Below are 19,473 nucleotides of genomic sequence, written 5' to 3'. Positions count from 1 at the left end.
TGCAAATCCGGGCGCCGCCGACCTTGTGGCCCTGATGTGGATTTGACCGCCGATCGGGTAAATCCGGCCTGACACCGCCCGACGGTCATGCTAGACGAAAGCCAACGCAACCGACGCAGTGACGAGACCCCCAATGCTCAAACATCTGATCCCCCTGTCGACCATCACCTTGCTTGCCCTTGCCGCGCCGCTGGCCGCGCAAGACACAACCGAGCAGGACACCTCCGATTCCGGCGCTGCGGCACAGCTGGACCTCGGGCAACCGGTCGGAGACGGGCCGCAGTTGGGGGAGCGCTACTCCAAAGAACAATTCGGGGATTGGGATCTGGCCTGCATCAAGACCAATGCCGAGGAAGACCCGTGCTCAATGCTTCAGGTGCTGTCGGACGATCAGGGCAACCCCACGGCCGAAGTTTCGATCTTTCGCCTTGAAGGGGGTGGTCAGGCGGTCGCGGGCGGAACCATCGTTGTCCCGCTGGAGACGCTGCTGACAGCACAGGTCACCGTGGCGGTCGATGGCGGCAGCGGCAAACGGTACAACTTTTCGTTCTGCAATCCGCTGGGCTGTATCGCACAGGTCGGATTTACCGAGGAAGACATCACAGCCTTCCGGCGCGGCAATGCCGCGACGCTGACCATCGTACCGGCGCCTGCGCCGGATCAGCTTGTGCAATTGCCGATGTCGCTTACCGGGTTCACAGCAGCCTATGACGCGGTTGACGTGGTGCCTGCCAACTGAGCCGTTGACCACGCGACTGCCCGCCCATGCGCTGCTTGGGCGGTTTTGTATCGGGCCGTCAGATACCCCGCAGGGCGAGCACCGCATTCATACCGCCGAAGGCAAACGCGTTCGAGAGAGCGACATCAACCCTCGCTTCTCGCGCCTCGTTCGGGACCACATCCAGCGCGCATTCCGGATCGGGTTCCTCATAACCGATGGTCGGCGCCACCACACCGTCGCGCAGCGCCATGATGCAGGCCAAAAGCTCGACCGCACCGGTGCCGCCGATCAGATGCCCATGCATCGATTTGGTCGATGAGATCATCAGCCTGTCCGCATGCGGCCCGAATACATCAGCCACCGCTGCGCATTCGGTCTTGTCATTTGCCGCCGTGCCGGTGCCATGGGCGTTGATATAGCCCACCTCATCCTGGTTCACCCCCGCATCCGCAAGCGCCCCCGCCATGGCGCGCGCAGCACCCTGTTTCGACGGCATCACGATGTCAGCCGCGTCCGAGGTCATGGCAAATCCCACAATCTCGGCCAGGATCTCGGCTCCGCGGGCGCGCGCATGCTCGAACTCCTCAAAGACGAACACGCCCGCGCCCTCCCCCTGCACCATCCCGTTGCGGTTGGCGCTGAAGGGGCGGCAGACATCCTTGGACATCACGCGCAACCCTTCCCAGGCCTTGACCCCGCCAAAGCAAAGCATCGATTCAGACCCGCCGGTGATCATGGCCGGGCTCATGCCGGATCTGACCATCTGGAACGCCTGCGCCATCGCGTGGTTCGACGACGCGCAGGCAGTGGCCACAGTGAAAGACGGCCCCTTGAGGTTCCATTCCATCGACACGTGGCTGGCGGCGGCGTTGTTCATCAGCTTGGGCACCACGAAAGGGTGCACCCGGTTTTTGCCATCTTCATAAACGACCCGGTAATTGTCGTCCCAAGTACTGACGCCACCCCCTGCCGTGCCCAACACAACACCGGACCTGGCCGCCAGCTCGCCGCTAAACTCCAGCCCCGACTGTCCAATGGCCTCTCTCGCGGCGGTCAGGGTGAACTGGGTGAACCGGTCGTATAGAACCATCTGCTGGCGGTTGAACCGGCCCTCGGCCTCGAACCCGCGCACCTGCCCGCCGATCTTGATCGCCAGCCGGTCCACGTCACGAAACTCCAGCGGGCCGATCCCACAGCGGCCCTCGCGCATCGCCTCCAGTGTCTCGGGCACGGAATGGCCCAGAGCGTTGATCGTGCCCGCCCCCGTTATGACCACGCGTTTCATCGCACCGAGCCTTTCCAGAGCTTTGCGCCCGTCGCTCAGGCCTGTTCGGCCATCAGTGTTTCGATACCGGCCACGATGGTGGCCACGTTTGAGATGTCAAAGTCGCCGGCCTCGGGCTCGTTGGCATTGAAGGGGATCGAGATATCGAACGCCTCTTCAATGGCAAAGATGCTTTCCACCAGCCCCAGACTGTCGATCCCCAGATCCTGGAGCGTGCTGTCCATCGTGACGTCGGATGGGTCCAGCACCGCCTGCTCGGCAATGATCTCGATCACTTTGTCCTTGACGTTCATGGCCGGTCTTCCCTGGAGGAACATGGCGGTCATTTAGTCATTCGAGCCGGGTTTGAAAACCGCCTTTTGCAATGTCTGCACGTCACGCATCAACCGAGGCAGGCGGCGCAGCGCCTTATAGGCCTCGATCTGCGTGTCCATCTTGGTCGCCGGATAGCCCAGCACCACTCGGCCCGCCGGGATGTTGGTCAGCACTTTGGAGCCGCCGCCCGCGATCACCCGGTCGCCGACAAAGATGTTGTCGGTGATGCCGGTCTGGCCGCCCAGCACCACATTGTTGCCCAGCGTGGTCGAGCCTGCGATCCCGCTTTGCGCGCAGATCAGACAATCGCGCCCAATCACCACGTTATGGCCGATCTGCGTAAGGTTATCGATCTTGGTGCCGGCTCCGATGACCGTGTCGCGGACCGTGCCGTTGTCGATTGTGGTGCTGGCACCGATCTCCACATCGTCACCGATCCGAACCGCGCCCAGCGAATGGATACGCGCATAGCTTTGCGCGTCGGTCGCACCCTGATCGCCCAGGGTCTCGCGCACCGCCTCTGCGCCCGAAGGTTCGGGCGTGACAAAGGAAAACCCGTCGCCCCCGATCCGCGCGCCCGGCTGACCGATGAAATTGGCGCCGATCCGCACGCGCGCGCCGATGCTCACATGCTCGCGCAGATAGGCGTTGGGCCCCAGAACCACATCCGCACCAATAAAACAAAGCGGCCCGATCACAGCGCCCTCAGCGATGGTCGCGCGCGGACCGATCACGGTGTTTGGCCCCACAGTCGCATCGGGATGAACCTGAGCGGTGGGGTCGATCACCGCCGAGGGGTGGATCCCCGACCCGAACCCCTGGCCCGGATCCATCATCCGTGTCAGTCCCGCCATGGCAAACCGCGGGCGCTGCGGCAAGATCGCGGCCTTCAGCCCCAGATCGCGCCAATCGGCATCCGCCCAGAGCACCGCCGCCTGTGCCTGCCCCTCGGACAGATCTTTGGTGTATTTGGGATTGGTCGCCATCGCCAATTGGTCGGACCGCGCGTCTGCGGGTTCGGCAACCGCCGTCACCGCCAACGCGGTGTCGCCTTCGGCCTTGGCGCCGATCGCATCGGCAATCTGGGCAATGGTAAATGGCATGGCTTGGCCCCGGGCTCTGGTTCGCTCGGGGCCAGTGATTACCCCTGAACGTCGCCCAGGACCACCCCCGCATCGCTGAGCGCCTGCCAGATCTTGGCGTCACGACCATAGACATCGCGGCGATACTCGATCCGGCCTTTTTCGTCCGTGATCGCGGTCCGATAGATCAGATGGACCGGAACCGGCCGTTGCAGTTCGACCTTGGTCTCGACGCCCGATTTCAGGACACGCTGGAAATACCCTTCAGGATCGGCCTCCTGGCGCGCGAGCAGCGCATAGGCGAAATCGAACGGGTCAGCCAGCCGGATACAGCCATGGCTATAGGCGCGTGTTTCCCGCGAAAACAGGTTCTTAGCAGGCGTGTCATGCAAGTAGATATTGTACTTGTTGGGAAACATGAACTTGACCAGCCCCAGCGCGTTGGACTTGCTGGGCGGCTGGCGCATGTCAAAAGGGAAATTGCGGGTCGAATACCGTGTGAAATCGACTGCGCCGCGATTGACCACGCGACCCCGCGCATCTGTGATCACCAGATGGCGCACTGCATTGGGGTTGCGTTGCAGCGCAGGCAAATACTCCTTGGTTGCGATGGATCGGGGGACAAACCAGCTGGGGTTGACCACCATATGCTCCATCACATCGGAAAACTCGGGGCTGCGTTGACTGGCCACGTTCTTGCCGATCACTGACCGGGTGCGGAAGGTCTCGTGCCCGTGATCGATGATGCGCGCATGAAAATCGGCCAGGTTGACCAGAATATGCCGGTCGCCGCGGTCGCGGTTCAGCCAGCGTTCCCGCTCCAGCGCGACGATGATCGCGCGCAGGCGGGCCTGCGGCTCGACATTGATCTCGCGGATCGTGCTTTCGCCCGCGACGCCGTCCGGCTCCAGCCCGTGCCGGGTCTGAAAGACCTGAACCGCCTTTTCCATATCCGCATCATACACCGCCTTGGCATTGCGCGGCATATAACCCATTGCGATCAAACGATTGCGCAGGGCCACAACTTCGGCCCCCTCGGCGCCGGGCTTGAGGCTGTTGGCGCGCACCTTGGGGCCCCACCCGCCGGAGGCGAGCAGGTGTTGCATCTGCAACTTTTGCTTCAGGAGCGCGCGGTATTCGCGGGTCGCAGGCACCAGCCCGGCAACAAAGGCGCCGGGATCGTCGTGCCGGGCCAAGGTCAGCAGCGTCGATTTGCGGTCACGATAGGGAACCTGCCTGACAATATCGGCGTCAATGCGCGAAGGCACGACCACACCGGTCTGGATATCGCGCGCGTATTGCAGAAACACCGCGGAGATTTCGACCTCGAGAAATCCCAGATCCCGCGTCGTGCGCGCGGTGCGCATCCGCTGCATCAGCCCGGCCCTGTCATAGCGTGCCTCGGGCAGACCATGCAGCGACGCCGTCTCAAGGGCGGCCATCAACGCCTTGCGCCGCGCCTGATCATCGGCATCGGTGCCGGTCCAGATCGGCGCAAAACCGGTGCCGCGATAAAACGCGGCGATATCGCTGTCGCGAGAGGCCGCCTCGGCCACGGCTTGCTTGAACGCTGTCACCTGCGCCGATGCGGATCCGGCACCCAGCATGGGCAACGCCATCATCGCGACCACGGCAAGCCCACAGAACCGGCGCCGCTGAAAGACTTTTAAAATCATTTTGGTGTTTCCTAAACGCTCAGAAGAGAATCTGGAAAAAGCTTGAGCGCAGGATAGATCGCTTGTCCATTCACGTTTTCAACAGGCTGTTAGCGCCCCAACAGGGTGATGCAACGCTGCATCGCCCGGCAAGGTTCCATTATACACCCTCTTTTTGCGCGAAATTTTGCCGAAATCGGACGTTACAGGACCGTAGCAAAACTCACGCCTTGGCGACAGAATCAGGCTGTGGCATAGAAATTAATCATCTGGGGATGGATGACGAATGTGGCCGTAACATCGGCCACAGGCAGGTTAGCAGCGTACGGGACAACGCAGAAAATGACACAGACATCGATCGGGCTGAGCCGACGCGCCTTATTGGGAGCGTTCGCCGCAACCGCCATGACAGCCGCACCGACATTCGCAAGCGCCGCAGGGTTCTTGCGCGGTGCGGGCGACATTCGCCGCATCCGCATGTATTCCGGCCGAACCGGCGAACGCATCGACATGGTGTACTGGATCGAAGGCAAATACATCAAAGATGCGCTCAAAGAGGTCAATCATTTCATGCGCGACTGGCGCACCGATGACGTCAAGGGCATGGACATACGCACCATCGATATCATGGCTGCGGCGCATAACCTGATGGATGCCAATGAACCCTATATGTTGCTTTCGGGCTATCGCAGCCCCAAGACCAACGCGATGCTGCGCAGCAGATCGGGCGGTGTGGCCCGTAACTCGCTGCACCTGAAAGGTCAGGCCGCAGATCTGCGGCTTGGATCGCGTTCGGTCTCGCAAATGGCCAAAGCGGCAATTGCCTGCCGTGCGGGCGGCGTTGGCAAGTATTCCCGCTCGAACTTCGTGCATATGGATTGTGGCGCGGTCCGCAGCTGGGGCGGCTAAGACCCGACTGGCCGCGCGGATCGGAGCCGCGCTATCCCGAAGGGCGCACGCCTTCTGGAATGATGTGGCGGCGGCTCTGTCTCAAACACGCACCCAAATTCGGAAAGTGCCCCTTGTCCAGGGCGTTCGTTCGCTGCCAAAAAAATCACCCTGATCCCGGTGGGAACACCCGACACGCGCCCGAGGAGGCGGTGCCGAGCCTTGAGCGCAGGCCCCTCTGTCGCATCGCCATCGGCGACAGAGACGGGAGGGGCACGGGCCCCAGCCACCCCGTCAGGCGGCACGTCCCTGCTGACTGCCGAAGGCGAAACACCCAGGACCGGCACAAAACAAATGTCAGCGCGGCCGCAACCGCGACCGCCACCAAGAGCGCCAGGTAATCCGATAGCCCGGTCATCTCAACAAGCAGCACAAGCACCGCCTGATTGATCACGATCCCCACCAGCGATGTCACCACAAAGCGCCGTGCGGCGACAGAGATCTGACAGGATGTCTGCGGGAACGTATAGTGAACGTATAGTGGAGGTGAGACCAAAAAACTGACCCAAAAGGCGCTCGGGAACCCCACGGTATTGGCCCAAACGGCACTGTTCCCCAACCAAACCAAGAGGCTTGCCAAGGCGATATGCAGCAAGCTTGCCGCGCCTCCGATCTGGATATATCGGATCGCCCGGGTCGTTCGGGGTGCCTGCAAATGTCTTCGGCCACGATATAGCCTGGCCTCGCTTTGACCTCGGAAAAGACCCGGGCCAGGTATTCACCGATGACCCCGATCGAGATCAGTTGCAACCCGCTGAGAGAGAACAGGGCGACCGCCAATGTGCTCCAGCCCGGCACATCATGGCCAGAGCGAGGGTGCGAAACGCGATAGTCAGCCCATACCACATTGCGCCAATCGCGACGTCCGTGCCCAGCAACGCCCAGATACGCAGCGGCCATCTGGTGAACGACGTCAGACCCGTCTGCGCATGCTGCACAAGCCCGACGAACCCGAATTTCGACATGCCGTTTTGACGTCGTGATACCCGGACACGGAGCGCTGCGGAACGAAACCCAGTTATAGAGCCCCTTCATGAAAAGGTCGCGTTCCGGCAAGGCGCAGAGCGTATCGACGACCTTTCGATCCATCAGTCTGAAATCGCGAGAATCTCGCGGGGTCGCAATCCCGTCCCCTGATTGAGCCGACGATAAAGGAGACCCGTCAGGCACCGCTTGATCCACCCTTCATCGCGGCGGCCGTCGCGCACCGCATAAACCATTTCATGGCCCGCCGCGGTCAGGTCCAGCATGTCGTGAATATAGGCGACATTGTCCTGAAGGTCGGCGTCCAGCACGATGACAAGATCGCCCGAAGATGTGCGCAAGCCCGCCATAATCGCATGTTCCTTGCCGAAATTCCGCGACAGGCGGATCAGCCGGACCGGATAGGGCAGCGCGATGCGCCGCGCCGCCTCGAACGTGCCAGCCGCGCTGTCGTCCTCGACCAGCAAAATTTCGCAGGTCTGGCCGGTGCGCGCCGCCTCACGGCTGACCCGTTTCAGGGTCTCGCGGAGGACCAGCACCTGGTTATAGGCGGGAATGACAAAGGACAGTCGCGGCCCGACGGAGGTGGCGCCAAGGGTTTGGGGCTTGGGGGTCACGTGCGTCTCCTTGTCCTTGGCATCGGCGGTCAGGCGGTAAACCGTGTACCGTCCAGCCTGGGTTATCGGCCAGAGGGGCGCCAGCGCGGGATGCGATCTGTGGCTGCTGGGCGCGATGACGATGGCCGGTGCGGTCAGACCGCCGATGCCCTCCCAGTCGACAGGTCTGGCCCGGTCGGCGGAATAGAACTCGGCCGAATAGCTGCGGCCCGGCGCTGTGAAAACCGGCACACCGGCGCCAGCATCTGTGCAGCGCGCATCGGCGGCGCGTGCGTTCTGAGGCGCGCTCTGGGGCAAGGATCGGGATGGCCGTTATCGCGGCAAAGAACGCGCCGGTCACGGCCAAACCGCATCCCAGCCCAATCCGGCCCGGCCAACCGCGCAGCGCGTCGCCCCAGACATCCCTCAGCAGCAGCACCAGCAGGACCGCCGTGGCGGGCAGGCCCGGCAAGACATAGGTCAGGAGGATATTGGCGGCCGGTGTGAAAAGCACCAGCGGGGACAGCACCCAGAGCAACAAATAGGCTCTGAGCCCCGCCGTGTCGCGCCGAAAAGCCGTCACGGTCTGACGCGGGCGTAACGGCAAAGGCAGGAACGCCAAACTCCACGGAAAGACCGACTTCACCCAAAAGAGCCAGACTGCGCCTCCTGGTTCGACATGCCCGTTCCCATAGAGATCGCCATCCCAACCTGGCACGGCGAACCGCTCGATATGCTCGCCGATCAGAAAACAGCGCAGCACCATTACGTTGTGGCCGCGACCACCGATGGCAGCGCCACGCTCAGCGGGTCGCTCTCGGACTGCGTTGATCGGCTTAAGGGGTTCGAAGGCATGCAATGTCACCGGTCCCATTGAGTGAGATATCGGCATGTGGTGCGGCTTGCCAAATCCGGCAGCGCGTATCAGGCGATCTTGAGCACCGATGACACCGTGCCGGTCCGCCGCAGGCGCTATGGCGAGATCCGAAAACACGTCTGAGACAGGCGGGCCGCGCGCCCGATCCCGGCGCCCGCATTCCGCTGGACCGATGACATCGTGGCGGCGAATCGGATGCTGGCGCTGCTCTGCTCTCTGGCTTGACAGGAAAAGATCGGGCCTGACTGAGCAATGCGACCTGTCTCGCCAAAAATCCCGGCTTTCGAACGAAGTGCGCGCGTTTCGGCCGGCCCGGGCGCGTGTCCTCCCGGGCGCCGACTCCGAGCTGGACAAGGCAGCACACTGACGCCACAGGCGACTAATTGCTCAAAATCTGGTCACTTTATGAAGATGCCTTTCTCTGGCTGCATTTTTCCGAAATACCAGACTTGGACATGCGCTGCCCTCCACCCAGCTCATATCGCTTTCCGTCATATTATCAAACACTTCTCAGGAGGTGCTCAGATGCAGAAAATCCAAGGTGCAAAGACAAGGACATCGCGGACCGCCACCGGCGTCAAACCGCTTTTGGCGACGCTGGGCGCCCTGGCCGTGATCCTTGGCAGCCCGGCACAGCAGGCGCAGGCCAACGAAGTCAGCTTTGGCTACGGCGTCGACATCACATCCAATTACATCTCGAAAGGCAGCACCCAGACAGGGGATCGCCCGGCGATCCAGCCTTATGTCGAGCTGTATTATGGTTTGTTTTATGCAGGGGTCTGGGCATCGAATGTCCGGTTCGACGGGGTGACGGATCTGGAGGTCGATCTCTATGCAGGGATCACTCCAAGCTGGGGAGCGGTCGATTTCGACATCGGCTTTGCCCAGTATTTCTACCGCGATGACAGCACGGATTACGGCGAAGCCTATGTCAAGGCGGATCTTGCCGTCACAGACCGCTTGAGCCTGGGCCTGGACTACTATCGCGAGGTCTATTTCGATGAGAATTGGGTCTATCTGAACGCGGCCTATTCCGGGTTGCCGGGGGATCTGACGATCTCTGGCGGCTTCGGTTCGGATCTGGGCTCGCGCAACCTGGCATCGGACAAGAACGTGTTCGACATCGGGCTCAGCCGGGATCTCACCGACCACTCGGCCATAGATGTGCGGGCTTACGGAGGTAACCTGGACGAAGAGGTGGTGGTGCTCACGCTGTCGTTTTTCAACTGAACGACACACTCCGTCCTTACGCATAGGCGCACATGCCTGACACTCAAAAGGAAATGGTCGTGACGTTCAAATTTCCCTCAGCATATACAATCCTGTTCGCGTTGATCGCTGCTGTTGCGATTGCGACGCATTTTGTTCCTGCCGGACAGTATGACCGGGTCGCAAATCCTGAACTGGGCCGCGATGTGCCCGTGCCAGGCTCGTATCAAGAGGTCGAGCCGAACCCGCAAGGGTTCTTTGATGTGGTCATGGCACCGATTGCAGGGTTCTACGATCCCGGAAGCTATGAGGCGCGGGCCATTGATGTCGCCCTCTTTGTGCTGATCATCGGCGGCTTTCTGGGTGTCGTGACCAAAACCGGCGCAATTGACGCGGGGATCGCGCGGGCCATGGCGCGCTTGCAGGGACGGGAGAAATGGATGATCCCGATCCTGATGGCCCTGTTCGCGGCGGGCGGCACGATCTACGGCATGGCCGAGGAATCGCTGGCGTTCTATGCCTTGATCATCCCGGTGATGATCGCGGCGCGGTATGATGCGGTGACGGGTGTCGCGATCATCATGCTGGGCGCGGGCATCGGCACGCTGGGCTCGACCATCAACCCCTTTGCCACGGTGATCGCGTCAAACGCCGCGGGCGTGCCCTTTACCGATGGCATCGTGCTGCGCTTTGTCATTCTCTTTGCCTGCTGGCTGGCCTGCGTTGTCTATGTGATGCGCTATGCCGAAAAGGTCCGCGCGAACCCGGATCATTCGATTGTCGCCGACCGGCGCGAAAGCAACGCGGCGCATTTCCTCAAGGGGCGCAACCAGGGGGACGGGGCCCCGGACTTTACCGGCAAGCACGCGCTCATCCTGATCATCTTTGCCGCGAGCTTTGCCGTGATGATCTGGGGTGTCTCGGTCGGCGGCTGGTGGATGGCCGAGATGTCGGCCCTCTTCATCGTGGCCTCCATCGTGGTCGGGCTGATCGACTGGATGGGAGAGGAGGAGTTCACCTCGACCTTTGTGGATGGTGCGCGCGATCTCTTGGGTGTGGCCCTGGTGATCGGGATTGCCCGCGGGATCGTGGTGGTGATGGATGCCGGCAACATGACCGACACGGTGCTTTTCTGGGCCGAAGGCGCGGTCGAGGGGCTGGGGGAGGTTGCGTTCATCAACACGATGTTCTGGTTGCAGGCGGGGCTGTCTTTCCTTGTGCCATCCTCCTCCGGGCTGGCGGTGCTGACGATGCCCATCATGGCGCCGTTGGGCGATTTCTCCGGCGTCGAACGGTCGCTCGTGGTGACCGCCTATCAATCGGCCAGCGGCCTGGTAAACCTGATCAACCCGACCTTTGCCGTTGTCATGGGCGGGTTGGCTCTGGGCCGGGTCCCTTACGAACGCTGGCTGAAATTCATGTGGCCCCTGCTGCTGATCCTGGCGGTGATCATCATGGCCGCGCTCAGCGTCGCGACCATGCTGTGATGGTGCCGATGATCAGGGCGGCCCGGCAAAGCGCCCCGCCTGGCGGCGCAGGACGGCCTTGCGGTCGTGCGAGCCCCGTCAGTCGGGTTAGGCAGGCATCACTGCCCATATCGCCGGCGGCATCGCTCAGTGACGTTTTCATCCGCCCGTCTGCGCCATCTGAGAGCGCCTGCTGGGCCAGACCGTTGTGGCGGGCAGCATCGGCATGCCCACCTCTTGTCGGCCAGGGTGGTCGACCAGTTCTACAACCTCTAAGGGAGACTGCGTAACATGACGGGATTCGGCGTACATTCCGAGATCGGAAAACTGCGAAAGGTGATGGTCTGCCAGCCGGGTCTGGCCCATGCGCGGCTGACCCCCGCCAATGCCGAAGAGCTGCTTTATGACGACGTGCTCTGGGTCAGCCAGGCGCGGGTGGATCATGCCGAGTTTCGCATGAAAATGGAGGAACGCGGGGTCGAAGTGCTGGAGTTCCATCAGCTTTTGAAAGAGGTCGTGGCGATTCCCGAGGCGCGCAAATGGGTTCTGGACCGGCGCATCACCGAAAATCAGGTGGGTGTCGGCATGCTCGGTGAACTGCGCGGCTGGCTCAATGAGATCCCGGCCGAAAAACTTGCCGTGCATCTGATCGGCGGGATCGCGGTTGAGGAACTGCCCTTCACACCGGCAGGCATGTTCGGGTCCTATCTGGGCAATCTGGGGTTTGTCATTCCTCCCATCCCCAACACCCAGTTCACCCGCGACAACAGCTGCTGGATCTATGGCGGCGTCACGGTGAACCCGATGTTCTGGCCCGCGCGGCGGCCCGAGACGTTGCTGGTCACCGCGATCTACAAGTTTCACCCCGCCTTTGTGGACGGGGAGTTTGAGATCTGGTGGGGCGATTCGGACAAGGATTGGGGCATGGCCACCGCCGAGGGCGGCGATGTGATGCCCTGGGGCAATGGCACGGTGCTGATCGGCATGGGCGAACGCACCAGCCCGCAAGCGGTGGGCCAGATCGCGAGAGCGCTCTTTGCCAAGGGTGCGGCGGAACGGGTGGTGGCCTGCCAGATGCCCAAGAGCCGCGCCGCGATGCATCTCGACACCGTGTTCAGCCATTGCGACCGCGAGGTGGCGACCGCATTCGTCGAGGTCTGTGACGAAATCAAATGCATCAGCCTGCGCCCCGGAGACAAGGACGGCAAGATTGATTTCCGCGAGGAGGAGAACCACCTCTTTGAGGTGGCCGCCGAATGCCTGGGGATCAAGAAGCTCGAGATCGTGCAGACCGGCGGCGATGCGTTCAACCAGGAGCGCGAGCAATGGGATGACGGCAACAACGTCGTGGCGTTGGAACCTGGCGTGGTCGTGGCCTATGACCGCAACACCTATACCAACACGCTGCTGCGCAAGGCGGGTGTCGAGGTGATCACGATCCCGGGCTCGGAACTGGGCCGAGGACGCGGCGGGGGGCATTGCATGACCTGCCCGGTCTGGCGCGACCCGGTAGAGTATTGATCAGGGAGACAGAGATATGGCATTCAACATCAAGGGCCGCAGCTTTCTCAAGCTACTCGATTTCAATCAACGCGAGCTGCGCTATCTGCTGGATCTGTCGCGCGATCTCAAGCGCGCAAAATATGCCGGGTCAGAGATCCAGCACCTGACGGGCAAAAACATCTGCCTGATCTTCGAGAAAAGCTCGACACGGACGATGTGCGCCTTTGAGGTGGCGGCGATGGATCAGGGTGCGGGCGTGACCTATCTGGGTCCGTCGGGCTCTCAGATCGGTCACAAGGAAAGCATGAAGGACACTGCCCGGGTGCTGGGCCGGATGTATGACGCGATCGAGTATCGGGGTTTTGGTCAAGAACAGGCCGAGACATTGGCACACTATGCCGGGGTTCCGGTCTATAATGGGCTGACGGATGAATTTCACCCCACCCAGATGCTGGCTGATTTGCTGACCATGGGAGAGCACGCCGAAAAGCCGCTCAACCAGATCACATATGCCTATGTCGGCGACGCGCGGTCCAACATGGGCCATTCGTTGATGATCGCGGGCTGCCTGATGGGGATGGACGTGCGCATCGCCTCCCCGAAAGAGCTGTGGCCCACCGACGAATTTCGCGGTCCGGCTGAGGAGGCGGCGGCGAAGTACGGTGCGAAACTAACCATCACCGAGGACCCGGGCGAGGCCGTGGACGGTGTCGATTTCATCCATACCGATGTCTGGGTGTCGATGGGCGAAGCAGCCCAGGTGTGGGAGGAGCGGATCAAGCTGCTGAAACCCTATCAGGTCAATACCGATCTGATGCAGGCCTCTGGCAACCCGGCGGTCAAGTTCATGCATTGCCTTCCCGCCTTTCACAATACCGAGACCGAGGTGGGCCGGGACATTTTCGAGAAATTCGGCATCTCCGAGATGGAGGTGACCGAAGAGGTGTTCGAAAGCCCCGCGGGTATTCAGTTTGAACAGGCCGAAAACCGGATGCACACGATCAAGGCCATCCTTGTCGCCACCTTGGGGAGCTGAGCGATGCGTATTGTCGTCGCCCTTGGGGGGAATGCGCTGCTGCGCCGGGGGCAAGCGCTGACCGCCGAAAACCAGCGTGCAAACACCGCCATCGCGGCCCAGGCCCTGGCCGCGATCGCGCCGGATCAGGAATTGATCGTCACCCATGGCAACGGCCCGCAGGTCGGGCTGCTGGCCTTGCAGGGCAACGCCTATAAGCCTGACGAAGCCTATCCGCTGGATGTTCTGGGCGCCGAAACCGAAGGCATGATCGGTTATATGATCGAACAGGAGCTGGGCAACCGCCTGCCGCCCGAAACGCCGCTGGCCACGCTGCTGACGATGATCGAGGTGGATGCCAAGGACCCGGCCTTTGCCAGCCCCACCAAATTCATCGGCCCGGTCTATGACAAGCCCGAGGCCGAGAGGATGGCCGCCGAAAAAGGCTGGGAGATCCGGGCCGATGGCGACAAGTGGCGGCGCGTCGTGGCCTCTCCCCTGCCCCGGCGGATCTTTCAGATCCGGCCGATCAAATGGCTGGTCGAGAAACAAACCGTCGTGATTTGCGCGGGCGGTGGCGGCATTCCGACAGCCTATAACGCGGCAGGCGATCTGGAGGGGATCGAGGCCGTGATCGACAAGGATCTTGCATCCGAACTTCTGGCGCGCGAGGTCGAGGCCGATCTGTTCATCTCGGCCACCGATGCGGAGGCGGTGTTTCTGGACTGGGGCACCGAGGCACAGCGCGGGATCAGATCGGCAACGCCCGAAGCGTTGGCACAGCATCAGTTCGCGGCAGGCTCTATGGGGCCAAAAGTTGCCGCAGCCTGTCAGTTCGCCCAAAAGACAGGCAAAACGGCAGCGATCGGTGCGCTTGCTGACCTTGCGGATATTGTAGCTGGCAAAAAAGGCACCACTATCAGAGTGGATGCCGGAGACATGGCGTTTCACGACACAACCGGGCGGGGTGGATGACACGCGATTTGATCAAATACGCACGTGTGCTGGAGATTGTTGGCGACACGCTCAAAGTGCATGTGCCCGAGGATGCCAGCCGTGACATCGTGGTCCGCTTCGGCGACCTGGCGGTGGTGGAGAGCGTGGATGGCGCCAAATCGCTGGCGCAGGTCATCCATATCAATCGCGATGTCGTTTCGCTTCAGGTGTTCTCCGGCACCAAAGGGATCTCGACCGGTGCCACCGCCACATTCCTTGGCCACCCGATGCAAACCCCTTATTCGGACAATATCTTGGGCCGGGTGTTTGACGGGGCGGGCCAGCCTATCGACGGTGGCCCGGATCTGAGTTCCGAGCCGCGCTATAGCATCGGCGGGCCGTCGGTGAACCCGTCGGAACGGATCGTGCCCAAGAACATGATCCGCACCGATGTGCCAATGATCGATGTCTTTAACTGTCTGGTCGAAAGCCAGAAGATCCCGATCTTCTCGGTCTCGGGGGAACCCTACAATCCGTTTCTGGCCCGCATCGGCATTCAGGCAGATGCCGATGTGGTGGTGTTCGGGGGGATGGGTCTGATCTTTGATGATTTTCACACCTTCCGAACCTCGTTTGAGGATGCAGGGGTCTTCTCGCGCACGATCATGTTCGTCAACCAGGCCTCCGACCCGCTGGTCGAGCGGCTTTTGGTGCCGGACATGGCCCTTGCCGTGGCCGAGAAATTCGCGGTCGAGGAAGGCAAGCGCGTTCTGGTGTTGCTGACGGACATGACCGCCTATGCCGACGCGATGAAGGAAGTCGGCATCAGCCAGGAGCGTGTGCCGTCGAACCGCGGCTATATGGGCGATCTCTACAGCCAGCTTGCGCGGCGCTATGAAAAGGCCTGCGATTATGCGCGCGGCGGCTCGGTCACGATCTTGTCGGTCACCACCATGCCAGGCAACGATGTCACCCATCCGGTGCCCGACAATACCGGCTATATCACCGAAGGGCAGTTCTATCTGCATTCGGGCGTGATTGATCCCTTTGGCAGTCTTTCCCGGCTCAAGCAGAACGTGATCGGCAAGGTCACGCGCGAGGATCACGGCCAGATCATGAACACCATGATCCGCTTTTACTCCGAAGCGCGCGATGCTGCCCAAAAACAAGCCATGGCGTTCGATCTGTCGGATTACGATCGTCAGGTCCTGAAATTCGGCGATCTCTTTCGCGCGCGGTTTATGGATATCAACGTCTCTATTCCGTTGGAGGAGGCGCTGGATCTGTGCTGGGCGACGCTGGCGGAATGCTTTGAGCCAGAGCAGCTTTTGATGAAACAGGCCCTGGTCGACACCTATTATCCGAAGGATGACAATGGCGCGGTTGCAGCTGAGTAAATCGTCGCTTGCGCGCGAGATGGCACAGCTCAGGGCCTATGAGCGGTTCTTGCCGTCTCTGGATCTCAAGCGTCAGCAATTGCAGGCTGAAAAGGCCAAGGCTATTGCGATTGTGACCCGGATGGAGGCCGAGGTGGAGGCGCTCGCCGCCCAGGTCGGGCGCGATGTGCCGATGCTTGCAAACCCGGGGATCGAGCTGAAAGGGCTGGTGCACCTGACCGATTACCGGGTCGGCACGGAAAACGTGGTGGGCACCCGGTTGCCCGTGCTGGAAAATGTCGAGGTCGCGGTGGCCCCCTATTCGCCGATGACCAAACCCCATTGGGTCGATGACGTGTCCCGGCTGTTGCACGATATGGTTGAGGTCCGACTGCGGGCCAAAGTCGCGCGCCAGCGCGTAGCGGCCCTGTCCAAGGCCGTGGACACGATCACCCAGCGGGTCAACCTGTTCGACAAGGTGCTGATCCCCAATGCCCGCGCCAACATCAAGAGGATCCGCGTGTACCTGAGCGATCAGGACATGGCCTCGGTCGTGCGCTCCAAGATCGCCAAGCGCAAGCGGGCCGCGGCATGAGTGTCGCGCGGCTCAAAAAGCTGTCGCTGGTTGGGCAGGCGGCGCAGAAAGAGGATGCGCTCAAGGCGGTCCAGACATTGGGCGCAATGCATCTGGTTTCCCTGGTGCCGCCCGAAGACCACCCCGAACAGGAGGTGAGCCGCGAGGCCGAAGATGCCTATAAAGCGTTGCGATTTTTGTCGGTCATACCCACCCCCCGCCGCCAGGTGCGCAAGGACGATGGGTTCGACATACACTCCTTTGTGGATCGGACGCTGAGGCTCAAGGACGCCCTGCGTGCCGCCCGCGACCGGCGGGACTTTCTGATGAACCGGATTGCCACTATGCGACCTTGGGGAGATTTCACATTCCCGCCGAAAGAGGACCTGGCAGGCCTGTTCTTGTGGTTTTACAAGCTGCCGCTGAAACAGCGCGACAGCCTGGACGCTGTCGATTTGCCCTGGCAAATCGTCGGCCACGATCACAGCGCGCTTTACATCGTTGTGATCGCACCCGAGGAGCCGCCCGCCACCTTGTTGCCTGTCCCGCGCGAGCATCTGGGCGCCAAACCCATCGAGGTTCTCGAAGACGAGCTTGACCGGACCGAGATCGAGATCGAAGCGTTGCAAGGCGACCGGCTGGCCCTGACCCGATATCTGACCTTGCTGCGCGCCAGCCTGTCGGAGGCTGAAACCGCCGCCGAACTGGCCTTTGCCAAGGCGCAGACCCGCGATGACCCAACCCTTTTTGCGGTGCAGGGCTGGGTTCCCGAATACCGGGTGGCAGAGGTCGAGCAGCTCTGCGCGGCGCGTGGGCTGGCGATGCTGATCGAGAAGCCGGACTGGGACGAGACACCGCCTACCCTTCTCCAGCAGCCAGAAACCGAAGCGGCGGGCGTCGATCTGGCGATGTTCTATCAGGTGCCGCATTACCGGGGTTGGGATCCGACGGTGCTTTTGGTTGCGTCCTTTGCGATCTTCTTCGCGATGATTCTGGCGGATGCAGGCTATGGCTTTGTGATTCTGTTGGGCCTTGGACTGTTCTGGAACCGGCTGGACCATACCGCGCGCCAGCGCGCCTGGCGCCGACTGGGCCTGATCCTGGCGCTGAGCACCATTGCCTATGGCATGATCGTGGGCAGCTATTTCGGGGCCGCGCCGCCCGATGGATCGGTGCCCGCGCGGCTGGCCCTTCTGGATCTGAACGATTTCGACACGATGATGACCCTGTCGATCCTGGTGGGGGTCATCCATATCGCGATTGCCAACCTCATGGCGTTCCGTGCCAATCCCAGGCGCAGCAGGCTGGCCAATCTGGGCTGGATCGCGATCCTGTTCGGCGGGTTGGCGATCTGGCTGAGCGGTCAGACCGGCCCGGCGTTCCCGGCGGGCGCGGCGCTGGCCATCGCGGGGATTCTGGGGGTTTTGCTGTTTGCCAGCAACCGGCCGATCCACAGCTCGGTCGACTGGGCCTGGCGGCTTTTTGACGGTGTCAAAAACCTCAACGGTCTGATGGGCATGTTCGGCGACGTGCTGTCCTACATGCGGCTCTTTGCGCTGGGTCTGGCGTCGGCCTCGCTGGCGCTCACGTTCAATGATCTGGCCTCGGACGTGATGACGTCCCGGTCCGGTCTGGCCATTCTGGGCGGAGTTCTGATCCTGCTGATCGGGCATGTGCTGAATTTCGGCCTTGCCCTGATGAGCGGCGTCGTACACGGGCTTCGGCTTAACTATATCGAGTTCTATAAATGGGGCCTGCCCGAGGAAGGCATCGCTTTCCGGGCCTTTGCCCGCAAGGAGGTTCAGGAATGACCGAGTTTGTTCTCGCACTGGGGTGGCTGGGGATCTATGCGCCCATGGCTCTGGGCACCATCGCCAGCGCCATCGGCTGCTCGATCGCCGGGCAGGCCAGTATCGGCGCGATGTTGGAAACCGAAGGGGGCTATGGCCGCTTTGTCGGCATCTCGGCCTTTCCATCGACCTTTGTGATCTATGGCATCGTCATCATGTTCACGCTCAACCGCGAGGTCACCCCGGAAAACGCGGGCGGCCTCTTTGGCGTTGGACTGTTGGCGGGCATTGCGCTGATGTATTGCGGGATCTGGCAGGGGCGCGCCTGTGCCTCGGCGATCAATGCCTCAAAGGAAAAGCCCGAAATCTTTGGCCTCTCGCTGGCGCCCGCAGCGATCATCGAGGGGTTCGGCGTCTTTGCCTTTGTCTTTGCGCTGGTGATCAGCGCGGGGATCTCGTGATGAGCACCCCGGACCAGACCGCCCGTGGCGTCGATGCGCTGATCGCGCAGTTGCGCGCCGATGGCGTCGCCGCCGGGGCCGCCGAGGCCGAACGGCTGATGAACGAGGCAAAGGCCGAAGCGGCCAAGATCCTGTCGGACGCAAAGGCGGAGGCCGAAATATCGCTTCAGGAGGCGCGCAAAGCATCGGACCGCTATCAGACCGCCGGAAAAGAAGCCCTCAGGACCGCCATGCGGGACGCAGCGCTGACCATGCGATCAACCCTGATGGCCCAGTTCGAGATCGACGTGAAACGCATGGTGAGCGAAACGCTGGCCGACCCTGAAATGCTCAGACAGATGGTGCTGGAACTGGTCGGGCGGGCGCGTGCGGATACCGGCGAGAAAACAGACGCCGAGGTGATCCTGCCCGCCGAGGTTGTGGGACACGATTCAATCCGCGAAAACGCCGATGATATCCAATCGGGCAAGCTGACCAAATTCGTGCTCGGCCTCAGCAAGCAAATGCTCGAGGACGGGGTGACCCTGCACGCCGCCGACGACCTGCACTCCGGTATCAGGGCGCGGCTGGGCCAGGACGATGTGCATCTGGATCTTTCGGATGAGGCTATCGCGTCCTTGCTGATGCAGCATTTGCAACCCCGGTTCCGGGCGGTGCTGGACGGTGTGATCCGATAGCGG

Annotated in this window: 19 protein-coding genes; 13 read left to right on the top strand and 6 right to left on the bottom strand. The window is 61.8% G+C overall.

What is annotated here, in order from left to right; translation table 11 throughout:
* Positions 1–133: 133 nt before the first annotated feature.
* On the top strand, positions 134–739 hold the full coding sequence (locus HEP69_RS12495) for an invasion associated locus B family protein (protein ID WP_290558870.1): 606 nt from the start codon (positions 134–136) through the stop codon (positions 737–739).
* Positions 740–797: 58 nt separating this feature from the next.
* On the opposite strand, the gene HEP69_RS12490 is transcribed toward HEP69_RS12495, so the two are convergent.
* The 4 genes from HEP69_RS12490 to HEP69_RS12475 are packed head-to-tail and all read right to left on the bottom strand — an operon-like array spanning position 798 to position 5,010.
* A complete protein-coding gene (locus HEP69_RS12490) occupies positions 798–2,006 on the bottom strand; it encodes a beta-ketoacyl-[acyl-carrier-protein] synthase family protein (protein WP_290558869.1) in 1,209 nt (402 codons plus the stop codon).
* Between the two features lie 35 nt (positions 2,007–2,041).
* Positions 2,042–2,299, bottom strand: a complete 258-nt coding sequence (locus HEP69_RS12485) for an acyl carrier protein (RefSeq protein ID WP_290558868.1) — start codon at positions 2,297–2,299, stop codon at positions 2,042–2,044.
* 33 nt (positions 2,300–2,332) lie between these two features.
* On the bottom strand, positions 2,333–3,424 hold the full coding sequence (gene lpxD, locus HEP69_RS12480; RefSeq protein WP_290558867.1) for a UDP-3-O-(3-hydroxymyristoyl)glucosamine N-acyltransferase: 1,092 nt from the start codon (positions 3,422–3,424) through the stop codon (positions 2,333–2,335).
* Positions 3,425–3,462: 38 nt separating this feature from the next.
* Positions 3,463–5,010, bottom strand: coding sequence for a L,D-transpeptidase family protein (locus HEP69_RS12475; protein WP_290558893.1), 1,548 nt, complete (start codon positions 5,008–5,010; stop codon positions 3,463–3,465).
* Positions 5,011–5,400: 390 nt separating this feature from the next.
* Between HEP69_RS12475 and HEP69_RS12470 the strand changes: the two genes are divergently transcribed.
* A complete protein-coding gene (locus tag HEP69_RS12470; RefSeq protein ID WP_290558866.1) occupies positions 5,401–5,967 on the top strand; it encodes a DUF882 domain-containing protein in 567 nt (188 codons plus the stop codon).
* 145 nt (positions 5,968–6,112) lie between these two features.
* On the opposite strand, the gene HEP69_RS23750 is transcribed toward HEP69_RS12470, so the two are convergent.
* Both HEP69_RS23750 and HEP69_RS12465 read right to left on the bottom strand, forming a co-directional pair.
* Complete coding sequence (locus HEP69_RS23750) at positions 6,113–6,661, bottom strand: GtrA family protein (protein WP_366111383.1); 549 nt, start codon at positions 6,659–6,661, stop codon at positions 6,113–6,115.
* Between the two features lie 433 nt (positions 6,662–7,094).
* Positions 7,095–7,838 (bottom strand): glycosyltransferase, encoded by a 744-nt coding sequence (locus HEP69_RS12465; protein ID WP_290558865.1) that lies wholly within the window; start codon positions 7,836–7,838, stop codon positions 7,095–7,097.
* A gap of 427 nt (positions 7,839–8,265) precedes the next feature.
* Between HEP69_RS12465 and HEP69_RS12460 the strand changes: the two genes are divergently transcribed.
* The 11 genes from HEP69_RS12460 to HEP69_RS12410 all read left to right on the top strand — a co-directional run bounded on the left by HEP69_RS12460 (position 8,266) and on the right by HEP69_RS12410 (position 19,470).
* Positions 8,266–8,463: a LytTR family DNA-binding domain-containing protein gene (locus HEP69_RS12460; protein WP_290558864.1), complete on the top strand. Its 198-nt coding sequence runs from the start codon at positions 8,266–8,268 to the stop codon at positions 8,461–8,463.
* 525 nt (positions 8,464–8,988) lie between these two features.
* Positions 8,989–9,693 (top strand): TorF family putative porin, encoded by a 705-nt coding sequence (locus HEP69_RS12455; protein ID WP_290558863.1) that lies wholly within the window; start codon positions 8,989–8,991, stop codon positions 9,691–9,693.
* Positions 9,694–9,752: 59 nt separating this feature from the next.
* A complete protein-coding gene (locus HEP69_RS12450; protein ID WP_290558862.1) occupies positions 9,753–11,159 on the top strand; it encodes a YfcC family protein in 1,407 nt (468 codons plus the stop codon).
* A 270-nt stretch (positions 11,160–11,429) separates the two neighbouring features.
* Positions 11,430–12,659, top strand: coding sequence for an arginine deiminase (arcA, locus tag HEP69_RS12445; RefSeq protein WP_290558861.1), 1,230 nt, complete (start codon positions 11,430–11,432; stop codon positions 12,657–12,659).
* 16 nt (positions 12,660–12,675) lie between these two features.
* Positions 12,676–13,677 carry an ornithine carbamoyltransferase gene (gene argF / locus HEP69_RS12440; protein WP_290558860.1) on the top strand — a complete coding sequence of 334 codons (1,002 nt, stop codon included), beginning with the start codon at positions 12,676–12,678 and terminating at the stop codon, positions 13,675–13,677.
* Positions 13,678–13,680: 3 nt separating this feature from the next.
* Complete coding sequence (gene arcC / locus HEP69_RS12435) at positions 13,681–14,631, top strand: carbamate kinase (RefSeq protein WP_290558859.1); 951 nt, start codon at positions 13,681–13,683, stop codon at positions 14,629–14,631.
* The gene (locus HEP69_RS12430; protein ID WP_290558858.1) at positions 14,628–15,989 is read left to right on the top strand and encodes a V-type ATP synthase subunit B; all 1,362 of its coding nucleotides are present in this window, start codon (positions 14,628–14,630) and stop codon (positions 15,987–15,989) included. Before arcC ends, HEP69_RS12430 begins: the two co-directional genes overlap by 4 nt.
* The gene (locus HEP69_RS12425) at positions 15,967–16,563 is read left to right on the top strand and encodes a V-type ATP synthase subunit D (protein WP_290558857.1); all 597 of its coding nucleotides are present in this window, start codon (positions 15,967–15,969) and stop codon (positions 16,561–16,563) included. The genes HEP69_RS12430 and HEP69_RS12425 overlap by 23 nt, the downstream gene beginning before the upstream one ends.
* Positions 16,560–18,353, top strand: a complete 1,794-nt coding sequence (locus HEP69_RS12420) for a hypothetical protein (protein ID WP_290558856.1) — start codon at positions 16,560–16,562, stop codon at positions 18,351–18,353. The genes HEP69_RS12425 and HEP69_RS12420 overlap by 4 nt, the downstream gene beginning before the upstream one ends.
* On the top strand, positions 18,350–18,793 hold the full coding sequence (locus HEP69_RS12415) for an ATP synthase subunit C (protein ID WP_290558855.1): 444 nt from the start codon (positions 18,350–18,352) through the stop codon (positions 18,791–18,793). Before HEP69_RS12420 ends, HEP69_RS12415 begins: the two co-directional genes overlap by 4 nt.
* Positions 18,793–19,470 carry a hypothetical protein gene (locus tag HEP69_RS12410; protein ID WP_290558854.1) on the top strand — a complete coding sequence of 226 codons (678 nt, stop codon included), beginning with the start codon at positions 18,793–18,795 and terminating at the stop codon, positions 19,468–19,470. Before HEP69_RS12415 ends, HEP69_RS12410 begins: the two co-directional genes overlap by 1 nt.
* Positions 19,471–19,473: the final 3 nt, after the last annotated feature.

The sequence above is a fragment of the Aestuariivita sp. genome (genome assembly GCF_021404545.1).
Lineage (GTDB): Bacteria > Pseudomonadota > Alphaproteobacteria > Rhodobacterales > Rhodobacteraceae > Aestuariivita.
This window is presented reverse-complemented; position numbering and strand designations above follow the sequence as displayed.

Bases quoted from the DNA above. Each gene is read 5' to 3' on its own strand.
- HEP69_RS12410 (WP_290558854.1), top strand. From the start codon at position 18,793: ATGAGCACCCCGGACCAGACCGCCCGTGGCGTCGATGCGCTGATCGCG.
- HEP69_RS12490 (WP_290558869.1), bottom strand. From the start codon at position 2,006: ATGAAACGCGTGGTCATAACGGGGGCGGGCACGATCAACGCTCTGGGC.
- HEP69_RS12430 (WP_290558858.1), top strand. From the start codon at position 14,628: ATGACACGCGATTTGATCAAATACGCACGTGTGCTGGAGATTGTTGGC.
- HEP69_RS12495 (WP_290558870.1), top strand. From the start codon at position 134: ATGCTCAAACATCTGATCCCCCTGTCGACCATCACCTTGCTTGCCCTT.
- HEP69_RS12455 (WP_290558863.1), top strand. From the start codon at position 8,989: ATGCAGAAAATCCAAGGTGCAAAGACAAGGACATCGCGGACCGCCACC.
- argF (WP_290558860.1), top strand. From the start codon at position 12,676: ATGGCATTCAACATCAAGGGCCGCAGCTTTCTCAAGCTACTCGATTTC.
- HEP69_RS12425 (WP_290558857.1), top strand. From the start codon at position 15,967: ATGGCGCGGTTGCAGCTGAGTAAATCGTCGCTTGCGCGCGAGATGGCA.
- lpxD (WP_290558867.1), bottom strand. From the start codon at position 3,424: ATGCCATTTACCATTGCCCAGATTGCCGATGCGATCGGCGCCAAGGCC.
- HEP69_RS12475 (WP_290558893.1), bottom strand. From the start codon at position 5,010: ATGCTGGGTGCCGGATCCGCATCGGCGCAGGTGACAGCGTTCAAGCAA.
- arcC (WP_290558859.1), top strand. From the start codon at position 13,681: ATGCGTATTGTCGTCGCCCTTGGGGGGAATGCGCTGCTGCGCCGGGGG.
- HEP69_RS12420 (WP_290558856.1), top strand. From the start codon at position 16,560: ATGAGTGTCGCGCGGCTCAAAAAGCTGTCGCTGGTTGGGCAGGCGGCG.
- arcA (WP_290558861.1), top strand. From the start codon at position 11,430: ATGACGGGATTCGGCGTACATTCCGAGATCGGAAAACTGCGAAAGGTG.
- HEP69_RS12470 (WP_290558866.1), top strand. From the start codon at position 5,401: ATGACACAGACATCGATCGGGCTGAGCCGACGCGCCTTATTGGGAGCG.
- HEP69_RS12415 (WP_290558855.1), top strand. From the start codon at position 18,350: ATGACCGAGTTTGTTCTCGCACTGGGGTGGCTGGGGATCTATGCGCCC.
- HEP69_RS12485 (WP_290558868.1), bottom strand. From the start codon at position 2,299: ATGAACGTCAAGGACAAAGTGATCGAGATCATTGCCGAGCAGGCGGTG.
- HEP69_RS12460 (WP_290558864.1), top strand. From the start codon at position 8,266: ATGCCCGTTCCCATAGAGATCGCCATCCCAACCTGGCACGGCGAACCG.